5 protein-coding genes are annotated in these 22076 nt (G+C 55.9%); 3 read left to right on the plus strand and 2 right to left on the minus strand.

The window, feature by feature from the left end:
* Nucleotides 1-11: 11 nt before the first annotated feature.
* Entirely contained in the window at nucleotides 12-13898 is a 13887-nt protein-coding gene (locus EC840_RS12390) for an Ig-like domain-containing protein (protein WP_132965557.1), read from the minus strand.
* A gap of 689 nt (nucleotides 13899-14587) precedes the next feature.
* On the opposite strand from EC840_RS12390, the gene EC840_RS12395 reads away from it, so the two are divergent.
* The 3 genes from EC840_RS12395 to rcsB are packed head-to-tail and all read left to right on the plus strand — an operon-like array spanning nucleotide 14588 to nucleotide 19143.
* The gene (locus tag EC840_RS12395) at nucleotides 14588-15757 is read left to right on the plus strand and encodes an MFS transporter (RefSeq protein ID WP_112289502.1); all 1170 of its coding nucleotides are present in this window, start codon (nucleotides 14588-14590) and stop codon (nucleotides 15755-15757) included.
* A gap of 37 nt (nucleotides 15758-15794) precedes the next feature.
* Nucleotides 15795-18488 carry a phosphotransferase RcsD gene (gene rcsD / locus EC840_RS12400; RefSeq protein ID WP_129639040.1) on the plus strand — a complete coding sequence of 898 codons (2694 nt, stop codon included), beginning with the start codon at nucleotides 15795-15797 and terminating at the stop codon, nucleotides 18486-18488.
* A gap of 4 nt (nucleotides 18489-18492) precedes the next feature.
* Nucleotides 18493-19143 (plus strand): response regulator transcription factor RcsB, encoded by a 651-nt coding sequence (rcsB, locus tag EC840_RS12405; RefSeq protein WP_013574620.1) that lies wholly within the window; start codon nucleotides 18493-18495, stop codon nucleotides 19141-19143.
* A 64-nt stretch (nucleotides 19144-19207) separates the two neighbouring features.
* Here the strand turns inward: rcsB and rcsC are convergent, their stop codons facing one another.
* On the minus strand, nucleotides 19208-22066 hold the full coding sequence (gene rcsC, locus EC840_RS12410; protein WP_132965559.1) for a two-component system sensor histidine kinase RcsC: 2859 nt from the start codon (nucleotides 22064-22066) through the stop codon (nucleotides 19208-19210).
* Between the last annotated feature and the right edge of the window lie 10 nt (nucleotides 22067-22076).

The following is a 22076-nucleotide window of genomic DNA, read 5'->3' on the forward strand; positions in this document are numbered from 1 at the left end:
GGCGCACTGCATTAACTCTGTTGTACGTGCAGACCGTGTTGCACCAGAACGTCTCCCAGGGTGTTCGAGGTATCCATTGACGCGTTGTGATAAACGTCGAAGGTCAGGCCATCCACCGTGCGTTGCCCGGTTTCGTTCCATGCGCCGTCGGTGCCCATTTGCAGATTGACCAGACTGCCCTCGCCCCCTTTGATGATCACTTCATCGGTCGGGTTATCCTTCACGTTCAGCGCCTCATGCAGGTTCAGGGAAATGCTGTTGGTGCCGGAATTGCCCAGGTCGAAGATGTCGATATGCTCGACTTTCAGCCCGAGTACGGTCAGATCCAGATGCTGATTGGTGCCCGCCAGCAGTAAGGTATCGACACCGGTGCCGCCGTCGATTTGCGAGAAATCGAGGGTATGAACCGAGATGGTGTCGTCACCCGCGCCGCCGATGGCCACCCCGTCAGTTGCCGTCAGGTCGATGGTGATACCGCCAATGGAGAACGCAGTGTCCGCGTGCGCGGTAGTGTCCGCCGTGGTGGTGTCGTGCGTGGTGGTGGTTGAAGCACTGGTATCAGTTGTCACCAGCGGATCCGTCAGCGTGCTGGCGGCGTGCGTCACTGAGGTATCCGTAGTTGTACTGGTATCGGTGGTGTGAACCGCCGCCAGCGTATGGGTATCGTCCACTGACAGCGACTGAACCTGCGCAACGTTGGCGTCCGCCGGCAATGTTGAACCTACCGTCAGCCCGACGTGCGCATCGAATCCGTTACCGGCCGCATCGACCGCTTTCAGTTCAACCACCGCGCCGAGCAGTGCGTTCAGTAAGCCAATCACGCCGTAACTGCTCAGCAGTGCACTGGAAAGTTTCACTGTCCACGAACCGTCCGCCTGCACGGTTCCCGCCAGCGTATTGCCCAGCAGCGTGACGCTGACCAGACCACCTTGCGCGATGTTGCGGCTGGTCCCGCTCAGGGTCAGACCCTGACCACCCAGAATGCCGCCTACCACACCGAGCGTCAGTCCGAGAACCGGGTTCAGTGCCACCTGCGGAAGTGCATGCGTCAGTACGCTCAGCGGGTTAGACACAATCGCGGTATTACCCACAAGATCCGCAACCGAGACGGAAACCTGCGTTGAACCATCCGCCAGCCCTTTCAGTTCTGCCGAGGTGAACGGCACACTCCATGCACCGTTAGTGATGGTGCCGGTGTGTGTCACGCCACCAATACTGACCGATACCGTGCCGTTGAGCAGGTTTGAAGTCCCGGTAATGTTGGTGTTAGCGCCCGCTTCGGCAGCATTCAGGTAACCGTCGCCGCCAAACAGTGAGCCGAGTGACAGCGTTGGCAGGGTGTGAATACCGACCGTTGCCGTTGCGCTGCCGCTGGTTGAATGGCCGGCGGCGTTAGTGATTGACGCACCGACATTCAGCGTGCCGTCGAGCAGGCTTGCCAGCGTCTGCTGCGGAACAGCGACGCTGAAGGTGCCATCCGCTTTTACCAGCGCCGTCAGGGTATTGCCGCCGACGTTCAGGGTTACGGTCGATCCCTGCGCGTTAGTGGTGGTACCGCTGATGGTTTGTGTCAGCAATGCATCCGCCGCGTTCAGCAGGCCATCGCCAAACAGCGGATTCAGCGTAATGGTTGGCAGAGACTGGGCTACCACGCTCAGCAGATTGGTGACTGACGCCGTATTACCAGAACCATCCACCAGGCTGGCGACCACCGACTGTGTGCCGTTGAGAATGGCGCCCAGATCCGTCACCGGCACCGTCACGCTGAACACACCACCGACCCCCACATTGGCAAGGTAGTTTTTGCCATTCAGGGAAATCTGCACTTGTGTGCCCTGCGCGACATTAGTCGCGATACCGCTGATGGTCTGGCCGGTCAGCAGGTCAACCACGTTCAGTACGCCATCGCCAAAGACCGGATTCAGGACAATCGACGGCAGATTGTGAATACCGACATTCAGCCCCACGGTATTCGACGCCGTGTTACCCACTTCATCGGTCACGCTGGTGACGATGGTCAGATTGCCGTCAAGCAATCCGGCAAGTTGCAGCGGCGTCAGTGAAGCGGAGAATTTGCCGTCACTGCCGACGGTTGCCGTCAGGTTGATCAGGCCGCCGCCGACGTTAATGTTGACCGTTTCGCCGACATGCCCGTTGGTGACCGTACCGCTGATGGTTTGCGTCAGCAGTGCTTCCGCCGCGTTCAGGATGCCGTCTGCGCCGAAAACAGGATCCAGCACAATTTTCGGTACTGCGTTGATGATGGAAGTCAGCGTGCTGCTGCTGGTGCTGGTATTACCGCCAGCATCGGTAACAGAAACCACGACCGGGAAGGTGCCGTCGCCCAGCGCTTTCAGGTCACCCGGTTGCAGGGTGATACTGAATGCGCCCGTACCGTCGGTCGCACCGAGGAAGGTTTTCCCGCCCAGCGAGACCTGCACCTGCGTCCCTGCCGCGACGCCGCCAACGGTACCGCCAATCACCTGCGTGGTCAGCGCGTCAGCCGCATTCAGCAAGCCGTCGCCCAGTACCGAGGTGAGATTAATCACCGGTTGGACCAGATCCAGCACCGCGTTCGCCGCCGCACTGCCGACGTTACCGGCAGCATCTGCTACCGTCACGCTGACTGCTGCGGTCGTGCCACTCAGTAAGCCGAGGACGGACGGCGGGACGGTGACCAGGAAATGCCCGGTCGCATCCACTACGCCGTTAATGGTTTGTGTCCCAACCTGCACCGCAATGGCTGTACCCGCCGCCACATTGGAAACAGTACCGCTGATCGTCTGATTGACCAGCAGATCGGCGATATTCAGCACGCCGTCGCCAAACACGGTGTTGAGCACCACCTGCGGCAGATTGTGGATGGCAATCCCCACCGGGATAGTGGTGGAAGAGGTGTTGCCTGCCGGATCTGTCAGGGTGATACCCAGATTCAGATTGCCATCAAGCAGCGCGCGCAGATCGCCCGGCTGGATCTGGATGTTCCAGGTGCCCGCCGTCACGGTAGTGTTGTAGGTTTTTCCGCCGAGGGTCACGGTCACAAGAGTACCGTCAACAGCCGTCGCGACGCCGCCGATAGTTTGCGCCAGCAGAGATTCCGCCGCATTCAGCAGGCCGTTGCCACCAAAGATAGGATCCAGATTGCCGAGCACCGGCAGCGATTTAATGACATCCAGATTCAGCACGGAGGCTGTCACGTTGCCTGCCGCATCGGTCAGGTTAAGATTCAGCACCTGCTGACCGTCACCCAGTGCGCCGAGCACCGCCGCCGGAATGTTCAGCGACCACACACCGTTAGCCCCGACAATTGCCGAGAGCGGCGTGCCGTTGATGACGGTCGAGACCACAGAACCCACGCCTGCACCAATCGCCGTCCCGCTGATGGTTTGCGCCACCTGCGATTCCGCCAGATTGAGGAAGCCATCCGTCAGCCCCAGACCGCTGGTCACATTCAGTGCGAGCAGTTTGTTGAAGAAGATGTCCAGACCGGTACTGACGCTGGTGGTGTTACCCGCCTGATCCGTTACCGTCGCCGCCAGTGTAAGTGTGCCGTCGTTAAGCAACAGCAACTGCGCTGGCGTCAGGTTGAGCGACCATGCCCCGCCCGGCTGGATCAACGCCGTACCGATGGATGCACCGCCCAGCGTGACGTTGACGGTCTGACCGTCTGCCCCGCTGGACGTCCCGCCGACCAGTACGTTGGCCAGCGATTCCACCAGGTTAATGACGTTATTCCCGGCCACCACATCCAGCGCCAGCAACGGCGCGGTGGTATCGACGGTGATCGGATGCGGTGTCGCACTCCCTGTATTCCCTGCGGCATCTGTCAGCGTTGCAGTAATAGTGTTGTTACCGACGCCTTGTGGTAATGCCTGCAAATCGGCTGCCGGTACACTGACTGACCAGGTGCCGCCCGTCTGCACAATTGCCGTGTAGTTTTTACCGTTGAGCGTGACAGTCACCACACTGCCCACGTCATTATTGTTGTTGTCAACCACCGTTCCTGAAATGGTTTGAGCCGATTTCGATTCGGTATTGTTGAGCGTGTCATCGACAGCAAAAGTGTTGATGGTCAGCACTGGCGCAGTGAGATCCACCAGCACGTTGCTGGTCGCACTGGTCGGTGGAGTTAAGGTGGTCGCGGTTATAACCGTGGTGCCGCCATTGGTAAAGTCACTGGCGGGTACTGCAATTGACCAGACACCGCCGGTCACCGTGGCAATATGCGGATCTCCCCCGACGGTAACGGTGACCAAAGTGGTATCCGGGACATTGAGCACCTTACCGGACACCGTAATAGTGGTCGGGCTGCCGTCCGCCACATTAAGAATGTTGTCGCCGGTCACCGGATCGATGCTCAGCGTTGGGGTTACCGGTAGTGTCAGATCTACAGTAATAGCCTGAGGCGCCAGCAGATTTGCCGTGTTACCCGCCAGATCATTAACAGTTGCCGTGATCGTATCCGTACTGTCCAGCGTTGCCAGTTCCGCAGGTGTAAAGGTGGCACTCCAGGTGCCATCGCCCTGCACGGTAGCCTGATGACTTATGCCCCCAACTGAAACCGTCACCTGCTGTCCGGCCTGCACATTCACTGTCGAACCGGTGATGGTTTGCGGATTCTGGCTTTCGGCATAGGTCAGGTCAAAACCAGCACCGGCGAATGACGTTACCGCCACGGCCGGAAGCTGGGTGACGGCAATGCCGATATCAGTTGAAGCCGAACCGGTATTACCGCCACCGTCCGTCACCGTGACAGAGATTTGCTGTGCGCCCTGCGGCAAATCGGCGATTTCACCCGAGTTCAGAGAAACCGTCCAGTTACCGTTCGCATCCACCGTCGCGCCCGGAATAGGGATCCCCCCGACAAGCACCACCACACTTTGTCCGGTGCCAGTCAGTCCCGTCGTCCCGCTGAGAACTATTGGCGTTGTGGCAGCCGCTGCTGCTTCGGCAGCACTCAGATAACCATCGCCAAACGGCGTATTGATGGTGACATCCGGCACGGTGAGATAGCTGGTGAATGGCAATGTCGCTGGCGTGGTGTTGCCTGCAGCATCCGTCACCGTCACGTTGATATCGTGCGTGCCACTGCCCAGAGAGTTCAGCACGCCCGCAGGCAGGCTGACCGCCCAGTCGCCTGTCGTCGGATCGACGGTTGCGGTATAGGTGGTGCCGCCTACGTCGATGGTCAGTTTCACGTTCTGGTTGTCGCCGGTGATGCCGGTGTTACCGGTGATGACGTTCACACCCGCGGCTTCGGCAATATTCAGACTACCGTCAAGGAAAGGTTCATTGATAACAGGTACCGGCCCGGACAGATGTGAAGTGAAGCTGATGGTCGTATCGTTATGGTTACCAACAGAATCGGTCGCCGTGACGGTAATGTCGTGGGACGCCGTCAATGTCCCCAGCGATGCCAGCTGCACTGGCGTCAGGTTCAGGGTCCAGTTTCCGGTATCCGGATCGACGGCTGCCGCAAACGGACTGCCGGTCATGCCCGCGATCGCCACGCTGACGGTTTGTCCTGTGCCCGTTACGCCGGTGGAACCGGTGAGCGTCTGGCCGCCAACAGCCGCAGATTCCTCAATGTTCAGGGTGCCGTCACCGAATGGCAGATCAATCGTCGGTTGCGGAATGTTATTGATCCGCACATCAACCGATGCCGTCAGCGGCGAGGTGTTGCCCGCACTGTCGGTCACGGTCACGACGACCGGCCATGTGCCATCCTGCAAGCCCAGCAACTGCGCTGGCGTCAGAGTGACAGTCCAGGTTCCGGCAGCAGAATCCACCACCACCGGCACTGCGTTACCGTTAATGACCACTGTGACGGTTTGCCCCGGCGAGGTGATACCGGTGGTACCGGTAATGCTGCCGCCCGCGGTCGCTTCATCCAGATTCAGGATGCCATCACCAAACGGCGTATTGATTCCAGCCTGCGGCAGAACCTGCGTCACCGACGTGAAATCAAGGGTACCGGCCGCACTGGTATTCCCTGCGCTGTCGGTTGCCGTCACGCTGATGGTATGCGTGTCATCCGCCAGCCCCTGAAGCACGCCGGAAGGCACGGTCGCCGTCCAGGTGCCGTCATTGGCGACGGTGGCCAACACCGGCGTGCCATCAACAGTCACCAGAACGGTCTGACCCGCGCCGGTAATGCCGGTGGTACCGGTAATCAGCTGATTACCCGCCGCTTCGGTGGCGTTAAGAACGCCATCAACAAACGGCGTATTGATGGTCGGTAAAGGCAGCGCAGACAGTTCGATATCCAGACTTGCGCTGGAAGATGCCGGGTTACCGGCCACATCTTCTGCCGTCACGGTCACCTGTACGATACCGGTAGTCAGCCCGCTGAGCAGATTTGGCGCAACGATGGCAGTCCAGCCGAGTCCGTCAGGGTTCACCATACCGGAAATCGGATCCGCCAGCCCCGGCACCGTAACCTGCACGACAGTTCCCGGCGCCAGACCTGAACTGCTTCCGCTCAGGTTAAAACCATTGGCCGCTTCAGTGATGTTCAAAATACCGTCGCCGGCAATCACGCCAATGGTCAGCGTTGGTAATGCGTGCGAGGAGAGCGTGAAATCAGCCGAAGTAGTGAGGTTGTTCCCGGCAGCATCGGTCACGCTGACGCCGATGGTCTTAGTGCCATCGGTGGTGATGGCCTGCACATCCACGCCCGGAATGGTCAGGCTCCAGACGCCAGTACCGTCGGCGATGGTGGTGTAATCTTTTCCGTTGAGCGTGACGGTCACGGTCAGGTTTGGATCCGTGGTGCCACTGACCGGAATACCCAGCGCCGCTTCTGCCAGATTGATGATGTCATCACCGCCGGTATCCACGGTCACAGTCAGTATCGGCGCAGTTGTATCAACAGCCACGTCATGCGTTGCAGTGGCGACGTTTTGCGCCACATCATCCGCAGTCGCGGTGAAGGTATTGTTGCCCGCCGGCATTGCCTGAACCTGCGCCGCCGTCATCGGGAAGCTCCAGCTGCCGTCGGCCTGCACGGTAGCGGTATAGGTCGCCGTGTAGGCTTCGCCGGTAATAACCACCGTCACCGTACCGCCCACAGGAACGTGGGTGGAGGTGCCGCTGACGGTCATCCCCTGATTGTGCTCAATGATATTGATGTAATCATCGCCGGAAATGGCGTTGATGCTCAGCGTTGGCAGGTCGCCCGGCTGGGCGATCACGGTGGCGTTATGCGACGCTGACGCCGGGTTACCGGCCAGATCAGCTGAGGTCGCTGTTACGGTAATTGGCCCGTCGGACAAGGTAGCCAGATCCGCCAGCGGCACGGTTGCCGTCCAGTCGCCATTCGCACCGACGAGGGCGTTGTAGTTTTTGCCGTTAAAGCTCACCACCACCGTCTGTCCGACTTCGAGATTGGTGGATGTCCCGGTGATCGGGATATCGGCGCCTTTCTCTGCCGCATTAATGTAATCATCTTCCGACACCGCCGTGATGGTCAGCGTTGGCAAGTCAGCCGCCGCTGCATCCACGGTGAAGGTATGATCGCCTGTGGTGGTGTTACCGGCCGCATCGGTGATGGTCGCTGACAGCGTGTAAGTGGTATCAGCCAGCGCCTGCACCACAGAACTTGGCAGCGTGAAGCTCCAGGTGCCGTCCGGCTGGACGACTGCGGTATACGTCACGTTGTTGAAGCTCAGCACCACAGAAACGGTTTGTCCTGCATCCGGGATATCGGATGTGCCGCTGATCACCACCGGCTGCAAGGTTTCAGCAGCATTAATGATGTCGTCGGTCGCCACCGGATCAAAGCTCAGCGTTGGCAGCGTGTAATCCACGGTGATGGCGCTGTTGGCCGTGCCCGTGTTTCCGGCGCTGTCGGTCGCCGTGACCACAATGTTTTGCGGGCCTTCGGTAATTAACTGCAAATCGGCCGCACTGATATTAACCGTCCAGATACCGGCCGCATCGACAGTCGCCGTATGATCCACGCCGCCGATATTTACAACGACGGACTGACCTGCACCTGTGACGCCGGTGGTGCCGGTAAGCGTCTGATCGGTGTCTGCTTCGCGCTGATTGAGGAAAGTATCGCCAAATGGCGTTTCGATGGTCGGCACTGGCGGATTCGCGGCGACTACGGTGAACGTTTCCGGAACGGTCGTAGTATTACCCGCCAGGTCAGACAGCGTCGCGGTCAGTGTATAGCTGCCGTCTGCCAGACCGGCCAGCGCGCCCGCCGGAACGTTGGTTGACCAGGAGCCATCGCCCTGAACGGTTGCCTGATAGGTCTGACCGTTAAATTGCAGCGTGACTATCTGACCGGCATCCGCCACATCGGCAGTACCCGACAGCTCGATGACGCCAGCCACTTCCTGCGCATTGATCACGTTGTCTGTCGCGACCGGGTTGAGCGTCAGCGTTGGCGATGTGAAATCGACATTCACAGAACCGGTGGTGGTGCCGGGGTTACCTGCGGCATCAGTAACGTTGACTACAACTGGCGTCGGGCCTTCTGCCGAACCAGTTAATGTGCCAGCCGGTACGGTGACTGTCCAGGTACCGTCAGTCGCTACGGTACCTGTCAGGGTATTGCCGCCAATCACCACGGTCACTGTCTGACCGTCGCCGGTCAGCCCGGTAGAACCGGTCAGAGTCTGTGTTGCAGCCGCTTCGTCGGTGCCTAACTGACCATCGCCGAACGGCGGGTTCAGGGTCGGTACCGGCGGTTGGGTATAAATACCAATATCCTGCTGCGTGGTCACCGCGCCAAGGTCGGTTGAAATCGTGGTGGCAATCACATGGCTGGTGCCATCGGCCAGACTACTGAGATCATTCGCCGGGATCGGCACAGTCCAGTTACCTTGCGCGTCGGTCGTAGTGGTGTAGGTTTTCCCACCCAGACTGACTGTCACGGTCGTGCCCTGTGGAACATTGGATGTCGAACCACTGATGTTTACACCCGCCGCTGCTTCCGCCACGTTGATATTGTTGTCACCGGCGATGGTATCGATAGAAATACCACCAAGCGTTGAGTTGACGGTAATCGCATCGCTGCCCTGCGCCGGGTTACCAGCCACATCCGTCACGGTGGCGTTGATCGTCGCCGGACCGTCGCCGAGTGTTTGCAAATCGACAGCCGGAACAGAAACACTCCATGCGCCGCTGGCCTGCACGGTCGCGGTGTACTGAAGTGTGCCGAGTGTGATGAGGACGGTTTGTCCCGCTTCCACATTCGTGGTGGTGCCGCTTATCACCTGCGCGGTCTGCTGCTCTGCGCCATCGAGCGTGTTGTCACCTGCAAATGCGGAGACAGTCAGCGTTGGCAGTAAGGCCGGATCCGCTTTTACAGTGACCGGTGCGGTCGCCGTGCCTGCGTTGCCTGCGGCATCGGTGACTGTCGCTGTCAGGGTGTACGTTCCGTTCGCCACGTTTGTCAGTGCATCGGCCGGAATGTTGACCGTCCAGCCGCCACCTGCCGCGACCGTGCCGGTATAAGTGTGCCCGCCAAGCGCGATGGTGACGGTATCGCCCGCCTCACCCGCGCCCGCCGTACCGCTGACCGGAATGATCGCCCCGGCTTCGGCCGCATTGATGGTACCGTCGCCCGCGATCGGCGTTGTGATGGTGACAACCGGCGCAACGGTATCGACTGATACCGGCACAGATATGTTACTGGTGTTGCCTGCCGCATCCGTTACCGCAACCAGCACGGCTGTCGGGCCTTGTCCGACGGCAGTCAGTACCGATGACGGCACGGACACCGAGAACGAACCGTCGGCGGCGACAACGGCGGTGTAATCCTGGCCGCCAAAGGTCACAATTGCCGTCTGGCCGCTGCCGGAAACGCCGGTATTCCCGGTCAGTGTCTGGCTGACGCCCGCTTCAGCGGCATTGAGAATGCTGTCGCCGAAAGGCGTATCGAGTGTGGCATTTGGCAGATTGTGAATGATGACGTTCAGCACATCGCTGCCGGTGACCGGTTGCCCGACGGCATCGGTGGCACTGACGGTGATGGTGTGTTTGCCGTCACTCAATGTGGCGAGATCTGCCGCAGAGACCTGCGCGCTCCAGCCGCCACCCACGCCGACAGTTGCGGTGTAGGTTTTGCCGTTGAGCGTTATCGTCACCACGCCGTTAACCGGCACATTAACTGAGGTGCCGCTGATGGTGACGCCCGCTGCCGCTTCCTGGGCATTCAGCTGGTTATCGCCGGTGACCGGATCCACAGACAGGCCGCTTAGCGTGTTATCTACGGTAAAGGATTCGCTGCCGGTGGCCTGATTTCCGGCCTTATCCAGTACGGCGACGTCAATTTGCAGTGTGCCGTTGGTCAGTGCGCCCAATGCGGAAGACGGAATGCTGACGCTCCAGCTGCCATCGGCCTGCACGGTCGCGTTGTAAACCACGCTGTTAAGGGTAATATTGACGACCTGCCCGGCTTCGACATGCGTCGTCGTCCCGCTGAGGGTCTGAGCCGTTTGCTGCTCTGCGCCATCGAGAATATTGTCACCAGCAAAGGCGTTCAGGGTGATGGTCGGCGCTGACGCAGGATCGGCTGCCAGCTGAACATTTGAAGTAATCGTGGTGCTGTTACCCGCCGCATCAGAAAGCTGCACGGTGACAGGATATTGCCCGTCCGCCACGCCCGCCAGGGCGCCAGCCGGAACAGTCACCGTCCACTGCCCGTTTGCCGCCACAATGCCGGTGTAAGGCTGGCCGTTTATCGTCACCGTGACGGTGTTGCCGGCCTCGGTAATCGACGCAGTACCGGTCACGGCAATATCAGCCGCCGCTTCGGCGTTATTGATATAACCATCGCCGGAAATCGGATTGATGGTCAGGGTTGGCGCGGTTAAATCGACAGTGGCAGTACCGTTAAGCGTCGCGGTGTTGCCCGCGCTGTCAGTCACATTCACCACAATCGCATTATTGCCTGCGGGTAGTGCCTGCAAATCAGCAGAAGGCAGGCTCACCGACCATGCACCAGCACCATCCACCGTGGCGTTATAGGTATGGCCGCCAATCGTTACAGTGACTGTCTGACCATCACCGGCTTTGCCAGTGGTACCGCTCAGGGTTTCAGCCGTTGCCGCTTCGGCAATATTCAGATAGCCGTCGCCAAACGGCGTGTTAAGGGTTGGCACGGGGGCCTGATTATCCAGCCCGACAGAGATGCTGTTATTCAGCGTGGTGCCATCCAGCGCTTCCACGCTGGCAGAAAGCGGCAGACCCGCCGGATCGGCACCCAGAGATTGCAGATCTGCTGATGACAGCGCCAGAGACCATTTGCCGTCTGGCTGAACCAGCGCCAGGCGGATCAGCGAACCGAAAGTCACCGTCACCAGCGCAAACGGCGCGACGCCCAGCGTGGTGCCGGTGATCAAAATACCGTCATTGGTTTCAGTCACGTTGATGACGTTGTCGCCGGTCACCGGATCAATGGCGATGCCTTCCTGCGCAGTATCCACGTTAAAGGTGTCAGTGCCCGGCGCGGCTTCGTTCCCGGCTTTATCAGACACAGTCGCCGTAATGGTTTGCGGGCCGTTAGCCAGCACAATCATATCCGCCGCAGGAACAATCACGCTCCAGTTTCCGCCGGTCCCCACGGTCGCCGTATAGGTATGGCCGTTCAGGGTGATGGTGACAATTTGCCCAACTTCAACGCGCGTCGTGGTACCGCTCAACGTTTGTGCGGTCTGGCGTTCAGCACCATCGACAATATTATCTGACGCGAAAGTATTCACCGTGATCAGCGGCGGAAGAGCCGGGTCAGAAGCAACGTGAATAGTGCTGGTGTTGGTGGTGGCGTTACCCGCGGCATCCGTCAGCGTCGCAGTGACCGTCACATCCTGACTGAGATTGCTCAGGGAACCGGCCGGAATGTTCACGCTCCAGCTGCCATCCGGCTGAACAATCGCGCCCGTATAATCAACGCCGTTAATGGTCACGACAACCGGACGACCGGCTTCGGATACCGACGCCGTACCGGTCAGGGTCATTTGTGATGCGGCTTCCGCCACGCTGATATACCCGTCGCCTTCCAGCGGATTGACCGTCAGGGTCGGTGCGACCGTATCCACAGTCACCGGCGTGGTAATGGTGTTGTGGTTGCCCGCCGGATCCGTCACGGTGACCACGATATTATTGCTGCCCTGCGGCAAAGTGCCGAGCACGGATGGCGGAACCTGGACGGTAAACGTGCCGTCCGACGCTACGGTGCCGGTAATTTGCTGGCCGCCAATGGTGACGGTCACCGTCTGGCCGTCGCCGGTCAGACCGGTGTGGCCGGTCAGCGTCTGGCTGGTGGTGGATTCGCTGGCATCCAGCGTATTGTCGCCACCGAATACCGGATCAAGGGTCGGCGGAACACCGTGAATAGCGACAATCAGATCCGTCGTCTGGCTGATGGTATTGCCCTGAGAATCCACCATGCTGACCGTCACGGTTGTCGAACCGTCAGTCAGGGCCTGCAAATCAGCCGGGGAAAGGGTCAGGCTCCATCCGCCACCCGCCGTGGTGGTGGTGTTATACACCGTGCTGCCCACGGTGACGGTAATTGGTGTGCCCACGGGCACATTGGACGTCGTGCCGGTGATCACCAGCGCGCTTTGTGCTTCGCTGGCATTGAGCTGCCCGTCACCGGAAATCGGATTAACGGTCAGAACGCCCGCGCTGTCACTGATGACAAAACTTTCCGGCGTGGACGTCGAGTTACCGGCCGCATCGGTCAGGGAAGCCGTCAGCTGGTAATTACCCTCTGCCAGCGCAGAAACGACACTGGCCGGGATGGTCACAGACCAGACGCCGTCCGCACCGACGGTCGTGCTGTAATGCACGCCGTTAAGTACCACATCCACCGACCGGCCCGCTTCAGAAACGGATGCCGTACCGGTGAGAGTCAGAGGTTGCTGATGCTCATTGGCATCAATTACATTGTCGCCGTCGATGGGATCAACGGTCAGCGTTGGCGGCGTGGTATCCACCACCACGGTCACGCTTTTAGTAACGGTTTCACCCGACGTATTGGTCAGGGTAACGGAAATCACATAAGTCCCGTCGGCCAGTGTTTGCAGTTCGCTGGCAGACAACGGAACGTTCCAGTTACCGCTGCCATCCACCGTCGTAGTGAAGGTTTTGCCGTTGATGGTCAGCACAATGGTACTGCCTGCGGCGGCGTTGGTTGAGCTACCGCTGAAAGTCTGAGTGCTTTGTACAGCAGACTGGTTGACGATATTTTCATTGGCAAAGGCTGCCAGCGTCAGGGTTGGTGCTACTCCGCCGACAGTGCCGCCCCCCGTGTTCCCACCACCGGTATCACCTCCGCCGGTATTACCACCACCGGTATTACCGCCACCAGTATTTCCCCCACCCGTATTGCCTCCGCCGGTATTGCCGCCACCGGTGTTTCCACCGCCGTCGCTGCCGCCGTTGTTACTGCTGCTGCCACCGCCGCCGCCACCGCCACTCCCTGCCGCAATGGCAATACCGGCACCGAGCGCAAGCACGCCCAGCACGGCACCTAAAACAGCGGGATCAAAATTAGAGGAGTCGAGGACCAGGGCACCGACGTCAGGAATGGTTTCATACGCGGGAACAACCGGGACGGCGGCTGCCGTCGCGCCGGTATCGACAAACGCGGCATGTTCGATCGGGTGTACGCCGTCGTCAAAAATCAGTTCGCTGTGGTGCCCTTTGCCGTCGGTATCAAAGAAGCTGTGGTAGCGGACTGTGCGGCCATCTTTCATGTGGATGACCAGATCGTTGCCGACACGCTCATAGCTGGTGACGGCGTCGCGCGTCGCGTGGACGCGTACGATACTGATTTGATTGAGGGTTACGTCCTGGCTGGCGTTTGAGACCTGAGAAACTACTGCGCCATTTGTACGAGAAAGAATATCAATAACAACGCTACCGTTCTGAGCCATGTTGTACCCCTGTTACACCAGTTGTTGCCCACACACGCTAAATACCGCTCTCTCCTTTTTAAGGAAAAAGCGGCGTGTCGTGATGTGAAGACCATTAATAAAAAATGGGTATACTTCCAACTGGTGTCAGGGAATGACATAGACTACAAATCGAACAAATAAAAGCGTCGTGAATACATTAAGATATTTTTTATGACTTTAATGATTCATTGTTTCGGTAGTTTTTTGCCCGAAACTCCATAAGTTATATGCATGATTTGGGATAAGTGCTATAAAAAAACAAAATCATCAGGACAAGAAAATTTCATTAAAGAATCACAAAACTTACGTTTGACGAGGATTGAAATGTCATCTAGCTTACTGAGAATTAAAACAAATCCATAAAAAACAACATATTATTAACTTTTACGCAAAGAGTAAGCCAGATCATTATTAATGAAATCAAGCATTAGCCCGCTGAAACACCCATCAAAATGACTTACCAATTGTGTGATCGTGTTTTAGATTTTTTATCGCTAATGTATTGCCCTGAGAAATAATTAAGACTTTGTGCAATCACAGTAACTTATGCTTTCTGATAAAGTGTCCGGTCAGTCAGACAGGTGGAAACTGAGTCAGTGTTTTTGTATCGAAAAGGCGTATCTGAAAGGTATACCTAAAAGGAATTTCCAAAGATGTCTCCAGAACCGATGACGACAGCGTCGTCACCTGAATATCCCCTGACTGCTGCGCCGGTTCCGGGCAGAGCGCAACAACATGCCACCCGGCTGATTTTCTTATTGTCCGGTTTTGCCATGGCCGCCTGGGCACCGCTGGTGCCCTTTGTTAAATTGCGGCTGGCAATCAGTGACGGCACATTAGGATTACTGTTGCTATGCATTGGCGCAGGATCGACCTTTTCGATGCCGCTCACCGGTTTTCTCACCGGAAAACTGGGATGTAAAACCGTGATTTTGATTGCCAGCGTGTTACTGCTGCTGGCATTGCCCCTGCTGACGCTGATGGACAGCACCGCCGGTATGGCCGTGGTGTTGCTGGTGTTCGGGGCGGCGATAGGCATGATTGATGTGGCCATGAACGTCCACGCGATAGTCGTTGAGAAAGCCAGTGGCCGCGCGATGATGTCCGGGTTTCATGGCTTTTTTAGCATGGGCAGCATTTTTGGCGCGCTGGCCGTCACCGGTTTATTATTTTTCGGGCTGACGCCTTTTGAGTCGGTAATGCTGGTCGTGATTTTACTGGCCGTTCTGACGGTGGTGACCAGCCCGCACTTGTGGCGCGAAACCCGTCATGACGGCGATGGCCCTATTTTTGTCCTGCCCCGCGGCTGGGTCATTTTGCTGGGCTTTTTATGTTTTGTGATGTTTTTGACCGAAGGATCGATGCTGGACTGGGGCGCACTGTTCCTCACCACGGAACGCGGCGTTGCAGCACATCAGGCCGGACTTGGCTACGCTGTTTTCTCGGTCGCCATGACCGCTGGACGTCTGACCGGTGACAAAATTATCGCCGCGTTCGGGCGTTATAAAGTACTGATGTACGGCAGTCTTTGTGCCAGTCTCGGGCTGATTTTGCTGACGCTGGTGGATAATCTGTGGATCGCCGGTCTGGGCTTTGTCATGATCGGATTTGGTGCCTCGAATCTGGTACCGATTATGTTCAGCGCGGCAGGTAATCAGACATCAATGCCTGCCAGCATGGCTATCGCCTCCGTGACAACTCTGGGTTATGCCGGTATTTTGGCGGGCCCTGCGCTGATAGGTTTTATCGCGCAGGTCAGTAGTTTGTCTTTTGCATTAGGTTGCGTTGCGGCGATGATGCTTTGCGTCACCGCCTGCGCCAGAGCCGTTGTCCGGTAAAGAGTAATAACAAGAATGAAGGAAAAAACTCATCATCATGGCTGGTAAATATTTATCGCTGACATCGACCAATATCACGCGCTTCTTTTGGTTGTTCATTGTCCTTCTGGTGATGGGACTGGGCCTGTATGGTTACAATTACACCAATGCCTATCTGAACGATAAGATGCGAACGGTGCAAAACACCGCCGAACTGCTGCAAAAACGCATCGATAAATTCCGTTACATGACCTACCAGATTTATGACAACTATTCGGGTCAGCCTATGACACCGGATGCGGTCAGTGCTCAGGAAGTCCGTCTGCGTCAGGACATGTATCTAGTCTCCAAACCTCATAAAAAAACCGATGCGCTTATTTTAGGCACCCATGACAGCTCTACGCTGGATTTAACCCTGAAAATCTCGTCGTTTCTGGATGATCAGTGGGGCTCAAACACGCTGCCCTACTCGCTGTATTACCTGAACGGTCAGGACAACAGTATGCTGGTGGTCACGACCGTTCCCTTGCAGCAACAAGATTCGCGCCTGAAGGAAAACGCATTCACCAGCACATTGCAGGCGCGTCGCGCTGAAATGCTGCAACAGGCCAATACGCTGGATGAACGTGAAAGCTATTCTCCGTTGAGAAAATCGCGTCAGGGCAGCGACTATTCATTCTCCCTGCGCACCACGTTTAATAATCCCGGACATCTGGCGACTGTTATCGCCTTTGATCTGCCGATAACTGACCTGGTTCCGTACAACATGGCGCGGGACAATTTCCAGTTAAACGGTAACACCACGGCGGTAAATGAAGGCGATCCGGAAGACGATAGCGCCGAGGCCAGCAGCATCGTGATGCAAGGCTGGACACTGGTGTTTGACGTTCCGCTGAGTAATTCGCCGCTGTCGCTGACCTATCACGTTCCCTTGTTCAGTCTGATCGTTGACCTTTCACGCAATAACTTCTGGCTGATCCTGATTAATCTGTTCCTGATGGGTCTGGCGATGGCCAGCATTTACTTTATCCGCCATCAGTACATCCGCCCGAGCGAAAATATGGCTGCCCAGTTGCAGATGCAGCAGGCGCTGAACCAGGAAATTATCTCCGGACTGCCGCTCGGTTTGCTGGTGTATAACTTCAGCAATCACAGCGTGGTGCTGAGCAATAAAATTGCCGACCAGCTGTTGCCGCATCTGAGCCTGAATAAAATCGCCAATATGGCCGAACAGCATCACGGCACCATTCAGGCCACGGTCAATAACGAAGTCTATGAAATCCGCATGATCCGCAGTCAGATCTCACCGGAAACTTACCTGTTTATGCTGCATGATCAGGATAAAGAAGTGATGGTGAACCGCACGCTGCAACAGGCAAAACGCGAGTTTGAGAAAAACCTGCAGGCCCGCAAGCTGATGCTGCACAATTTAGGCATTGAGCTGAATCAGCCACTGCAGGAGCTGAACGGACTGGCGGTGGCGCTGGTGGAAGAGCAAAGCCCGGAAGCGCGCCAGACGCTGGAAGGCAAGCTGCTCAATGAATCACGCAATGCGCTGACGCTGGTGGATAACATCACCTTGCTGACGCGGCTGGAAACGCAAGACTGGCAACCGGCTGGCGAAAAGTACGTGTTATCCGCCATGATTGATGAACTGTTGCTTGAAGCCCTGCCCCGCCTGAACCAGAAAGGTCTTGGCTTACTCAATCACTTCCAGATTGCCCCGGAAGCCACCTTTATCGGCGACGTGCAGGCGGTGAAGAAAATCCTTTCGCTGCTGCTCGATTATGCCATCGTCACCACGTCTCTGGGTAAAGTGACACTGACCAGCGAACAGGACGAAGATCGTCCGGATCAGTTGATTTTCCACATTAACGACACCGGTAGCGGAATTTCCAAGGAAGAATTAAGCAATCTGAATTATCCTTTCCTGAGCCAGACACTGGTTGACCGTTTCAATCACGGCTCCGGCCTGACATTCTTCCTGTGTAATCAGCTGTGTAAAAAGCTTGGCGGCCAGTTAGAAATCCGCAGCAAGCTTGATATTGGTACACGCTATACTGTACGTGTTAAACAGCGTCAGGAAGCGCAGGAACTTGAAGCTGAACATGAAAAATTACTGAATGATGTGACGGTCTTGCTCGACATCACGTCTGAAGAAGTTCGCGGTATTATCACCCGGACCATGAATGCCTATGGTGCCGTATGCATCGTGGCAGATGACCGGCAGGTTGCGCGGGAATACGACGTTTTACTGACAGATAACCCGCAGAACAGCGACAAATTTACGCTTTTGCTGACTGATGATGAGTCAGGTTTCCAGCAGCTTGAAAAGCATTATATTCGCGTCAATTACAACATCAGCAGTGCGCTGATTGACGCAACCCTACTGTTAATCGAACAGCAATTTTCTGTTTCCGATGACAGTGTTTCATCCGAAGAACCCGGTGAAGACTCTCTCGACTATTATGAAAAGCAGTTAAAATCAAGCGATTACTATCAGCTTTTCGTCGAGACAGTACCGGAAGATCTTGAGAAACTGTATAATGAGAACCAACGTCGTGATTTCACGTCACTTTCACAAACAGCACATCGTCTCAAGGGGGTGTTCGCTATGCTGAACCTGACCCCAGGCAAGCAAATGTGTGAATCGTTAGAGCAATACATCGCAGATGGCGATGCTTTACAGATTACTGAAACCATCAATCACATTGATTCTTTTGTCTCCAGACTGCTCCAGCAAGGTAGCTAATCACATGAATAATATGAACGTAATTATTGCTGATGACCATCCTATCGTCCTGTTTGGTATTCGTAAGTCCCTTGAACAAATTGAATGGGTGAATGTTGTAGGCGAGTTCGAGGACTCCACCGCACTGGTTAACAGCTTAAGCAAACTTGATGCTCACGTGCTGATCACCGACCTGTCCATGCCGGGCGATAAATTCGGCGATGGCATCACGTTGATCAAATACATCAAACGCCATTACCCGCAGTTATCCATTATTGTTCTGACCATGAATAATAACCCGGCGATCCTGAGCTCTGTTCTGGATCTGGATATCGAAGGGATTGTGCTTAAGCAAGGCGCGCCAACTGACCTGCCTAAAGCACTGGCTGCATTGCAGAAAGGCAAGAAGTTCACACCGGACAGCGTGGCGAAATTGCTGGAAAAAATCAGCGCCAACGGTTACGGCGACAAACGCCTGTCTCCGAAGGAAAGCGAAGTTCTGCGCCTGTTCGCAGAAGGCTTCCTGGTGACCGAGATTGCCAAAAAGCTGAACCGCAGCATTAAAACCATCAGCAGCCAGAAGAAATCTGCGATGCTGAAACTGGGCGTTGAAAATGATATCGCCCTGCTGAACTACCTGTCTTCCGTCAGCTCACAGCCGGTGGATAAAGACTAACGTTTCAGTCTAAATGATTAAGAAATGAAAAAGGCACCTTCGCGGTGCCTTTTGTTTTGGTGTTTTAACTGTCGCGCTTTCTGCGAACCAGCGCGCTGTAATAACGCAGCGTATCGCGCAGGGTTTCCAGTGTGACAGGCTTGGATAAACAGTTATCCATACCGGCTTCCAGACAGCGCTGACGCTGTTCGGCCAGCGCATTGGCGGTCACGCCAATCACCGGCAGCGTGTGACCGAGTTCGCGCAGTTTCTGCGTCAGGCCATAACCATCGAGTCGCGGCATGTTAACGTCGCTCAGCACAATATCAATTTCATGCGCACGCATGGCGTCCAGCGCATCCATCCCGTCATTCGCCGTCACCACGATGTACCCCATGGTTCCCAGCTGGTCAGCAAGCAGACGACGGTTAATCGGATGGTCATCGACCACCAGCAAGGTCACATCGCTGTAATCCTGCGCCGTGGCTTCTGGAAGAGCCGGTGTGCCCTCTTCCGTTTCAGCCTCAAGGCGGTAAATACGATTCAGCAGCGCGGTGATTTCCAGCGGCGTTGACGTGCTGTGAACCCAGTAACCCGGACGCGTTTCGACCGGCGGACCGATATGATCGATAGAAAACTCGATTTGCGCCGCAAGCTCTCCATTATGGATGAACGGCGTATCGGTGATTAACACGTCTTCACGCTGACTTTGCAGCCCCGGTTCGCAGCGCTGAACATTCGCACCGTTGTAGCGCATCAGCTGCATCAGGTAGCTTTCCAGATACGCATTACGCACATCCAGCCAGACCGTTTTATCCTGCCAGTCATCCAGCGGCTCGCCCGACGGGAACGTGGCGTTATAGAGCGGAATTCGCACCGTAAACGAACTGCCCAGCCCCGGCTCGGATTCAACGTCGATATCACCGTCCATCAGGTTGATCAGTTTTTCACAAATCGCCAGACCAAGACCGGTCCCCTGGAAGTGGCGCTGTACACCGGTACCGACCTGGAAGAACGGGTCAAACAGACGGGTGATCTCACGTTCAGGGATCCCCACGCCGGTATCACGTACCTGGAATTCGAGGTAATTCCCGCAGGTTCTGACATTCAGAACGATGCAGCCGGTATCGGTAAATTTAATCGCGTTATTGAGAATATTGGAAATAACCTGCTGCAAACGTACCGGGTCACCGTTAAATGACAGCGGCACGTTGTGTTCGATAAAGCAGTACAGCCCCAGACGCTTTTTCACCACCAGCGGCAGATAGTTACCGGCAATATGGGTGATCACTTCACGGCAGGAGAATTCCTGTGGCTCAATTTTTAGCTGCTCGGATTCAATTTTCGAGAAATCGAGAATGTCGCTGATAATTTTCAGCAGCAGCGCCGAAGAGTTATTCATCGCCGTCACCAGCCGGTCAACGCCCTGCGGCAGCCCCTGCGTTTGCAGTAAATCCAGGTTACCGATGATGCCGTACAACGGCGTTCGCAATTCATGGCTGACCGTCGCAAGGAACATCGATTTCGACTGGCTGGCCTGCTCGGCGGCATTGGCCATTTCCTGCAGCGATTCTTCCATCCTGACGCGCGAACTGACGTCGATCAGCACGCAGATCGCCACGTCTTCATTACGGTAACGCGAATGCACGAAGCTGAGCTGGATGTTGTTATTGTTCTTGGTGATGACATCGACGAAATTCGTTTGCTGATCGCAGATGATGCGCGTAATGCGTTGCCTGTCTTCCTGCGTCAGCATATTGATGTAGTTATGCGCCAGTTCATTACTCAGAATATTGACGCCATCGCTGATACGCAGAATCGAAATACCGACCGGTGCCGAGGCCACGATTTTATGGTTGAACTGCTCATGCTCTTCAAGACGGAAGGCGTTTTCCTCGGCAGGTAAGAACATTTTGCGCTCAAAAACCCAGGCCAGAATAAACAGCAGCAGGCCTGAGAAAATGTTGAGTAACACGGCGTTGAATATCAGGATTTTAAAACGCTCGATGACGGTATTAAACGGCATCGAATACACCACGCTCAGCGAGGAAGGCGTCAGCGGCTTTTTATAGACCAGATCCTTGTAACCATTCACATAACCAAAGAATGAACTTTCTTCAGGGATATTGGCGATGGGTGCGGTGGCGCGGTTATCCTCAGAAATGTTGAGCAGCGGCTGATCGTCCGCATCCAGCAGCGTGACGGAGGTGTGTTGCGCATTCGGATTAACCAAATCTTCCATACGAAGATTTTGCTGAATGCCCATCAATGCTTCCAGCTTATTGCCGACATAAATCGGCGTCAGAACATACAGATAACCGGAATCTTTGTTGCTGCCCTGCGACACCCAGTACATACTATTTTCTTTGTCCTGGCTCTTGCCGTTGCGGTATTGCAGAATTTTTTCATGCAATGACTTGAGCTGATCCTGACTGGCACGTTCGAACGGTTCACTGCTGATACCAAAATCTACCAGGCACAGATTCGCCCCGCCAATGAAGAACACCCGGTTCAGATCGTACGCATCGGAAAAATTATCTTTCCAGTAATGGATCATGTTACCGAGCGTACTCAGAGAGTTGCGGTAGCTGTCATTAATCTGCGAACAATCGGACTCTGGGAAAAGGGAAAGATACGTCGGCTGAACATTTTTGGTGCTGATCATGCCATTGATGATATCCAGCCCGTTCATTGAATCGCTAAGCCGCTTTTCCGCCATGAACTTAATACTGTGCATGACGTCATTAGAGTTCTTGATGTAGCTCTGCGCGAGATCGTAATTGAAGTTGTCTTCATCACGGATTTCAGATTCTTTGTTGTGGAAAATATTGAGCACATAGAAGGTGGTGAGCAACACACCCAGTGTCCACAACATGAGCGCCAGCACCCGGAACAGATAGCGGGATATTTTTAGCGTTGTTCGAAACGAAGCAAGATATTTCAAGGATTAACCA

The organism is Rahnella sp. JUb53 (genome assembly GCF_004346065.1).
Lineage (GTDB): Bacteria > Pseudomonadota > Gammaproteobacteria > Enterobacterales > Enterobacteriaceae > Rahnella > Rahnella variigena.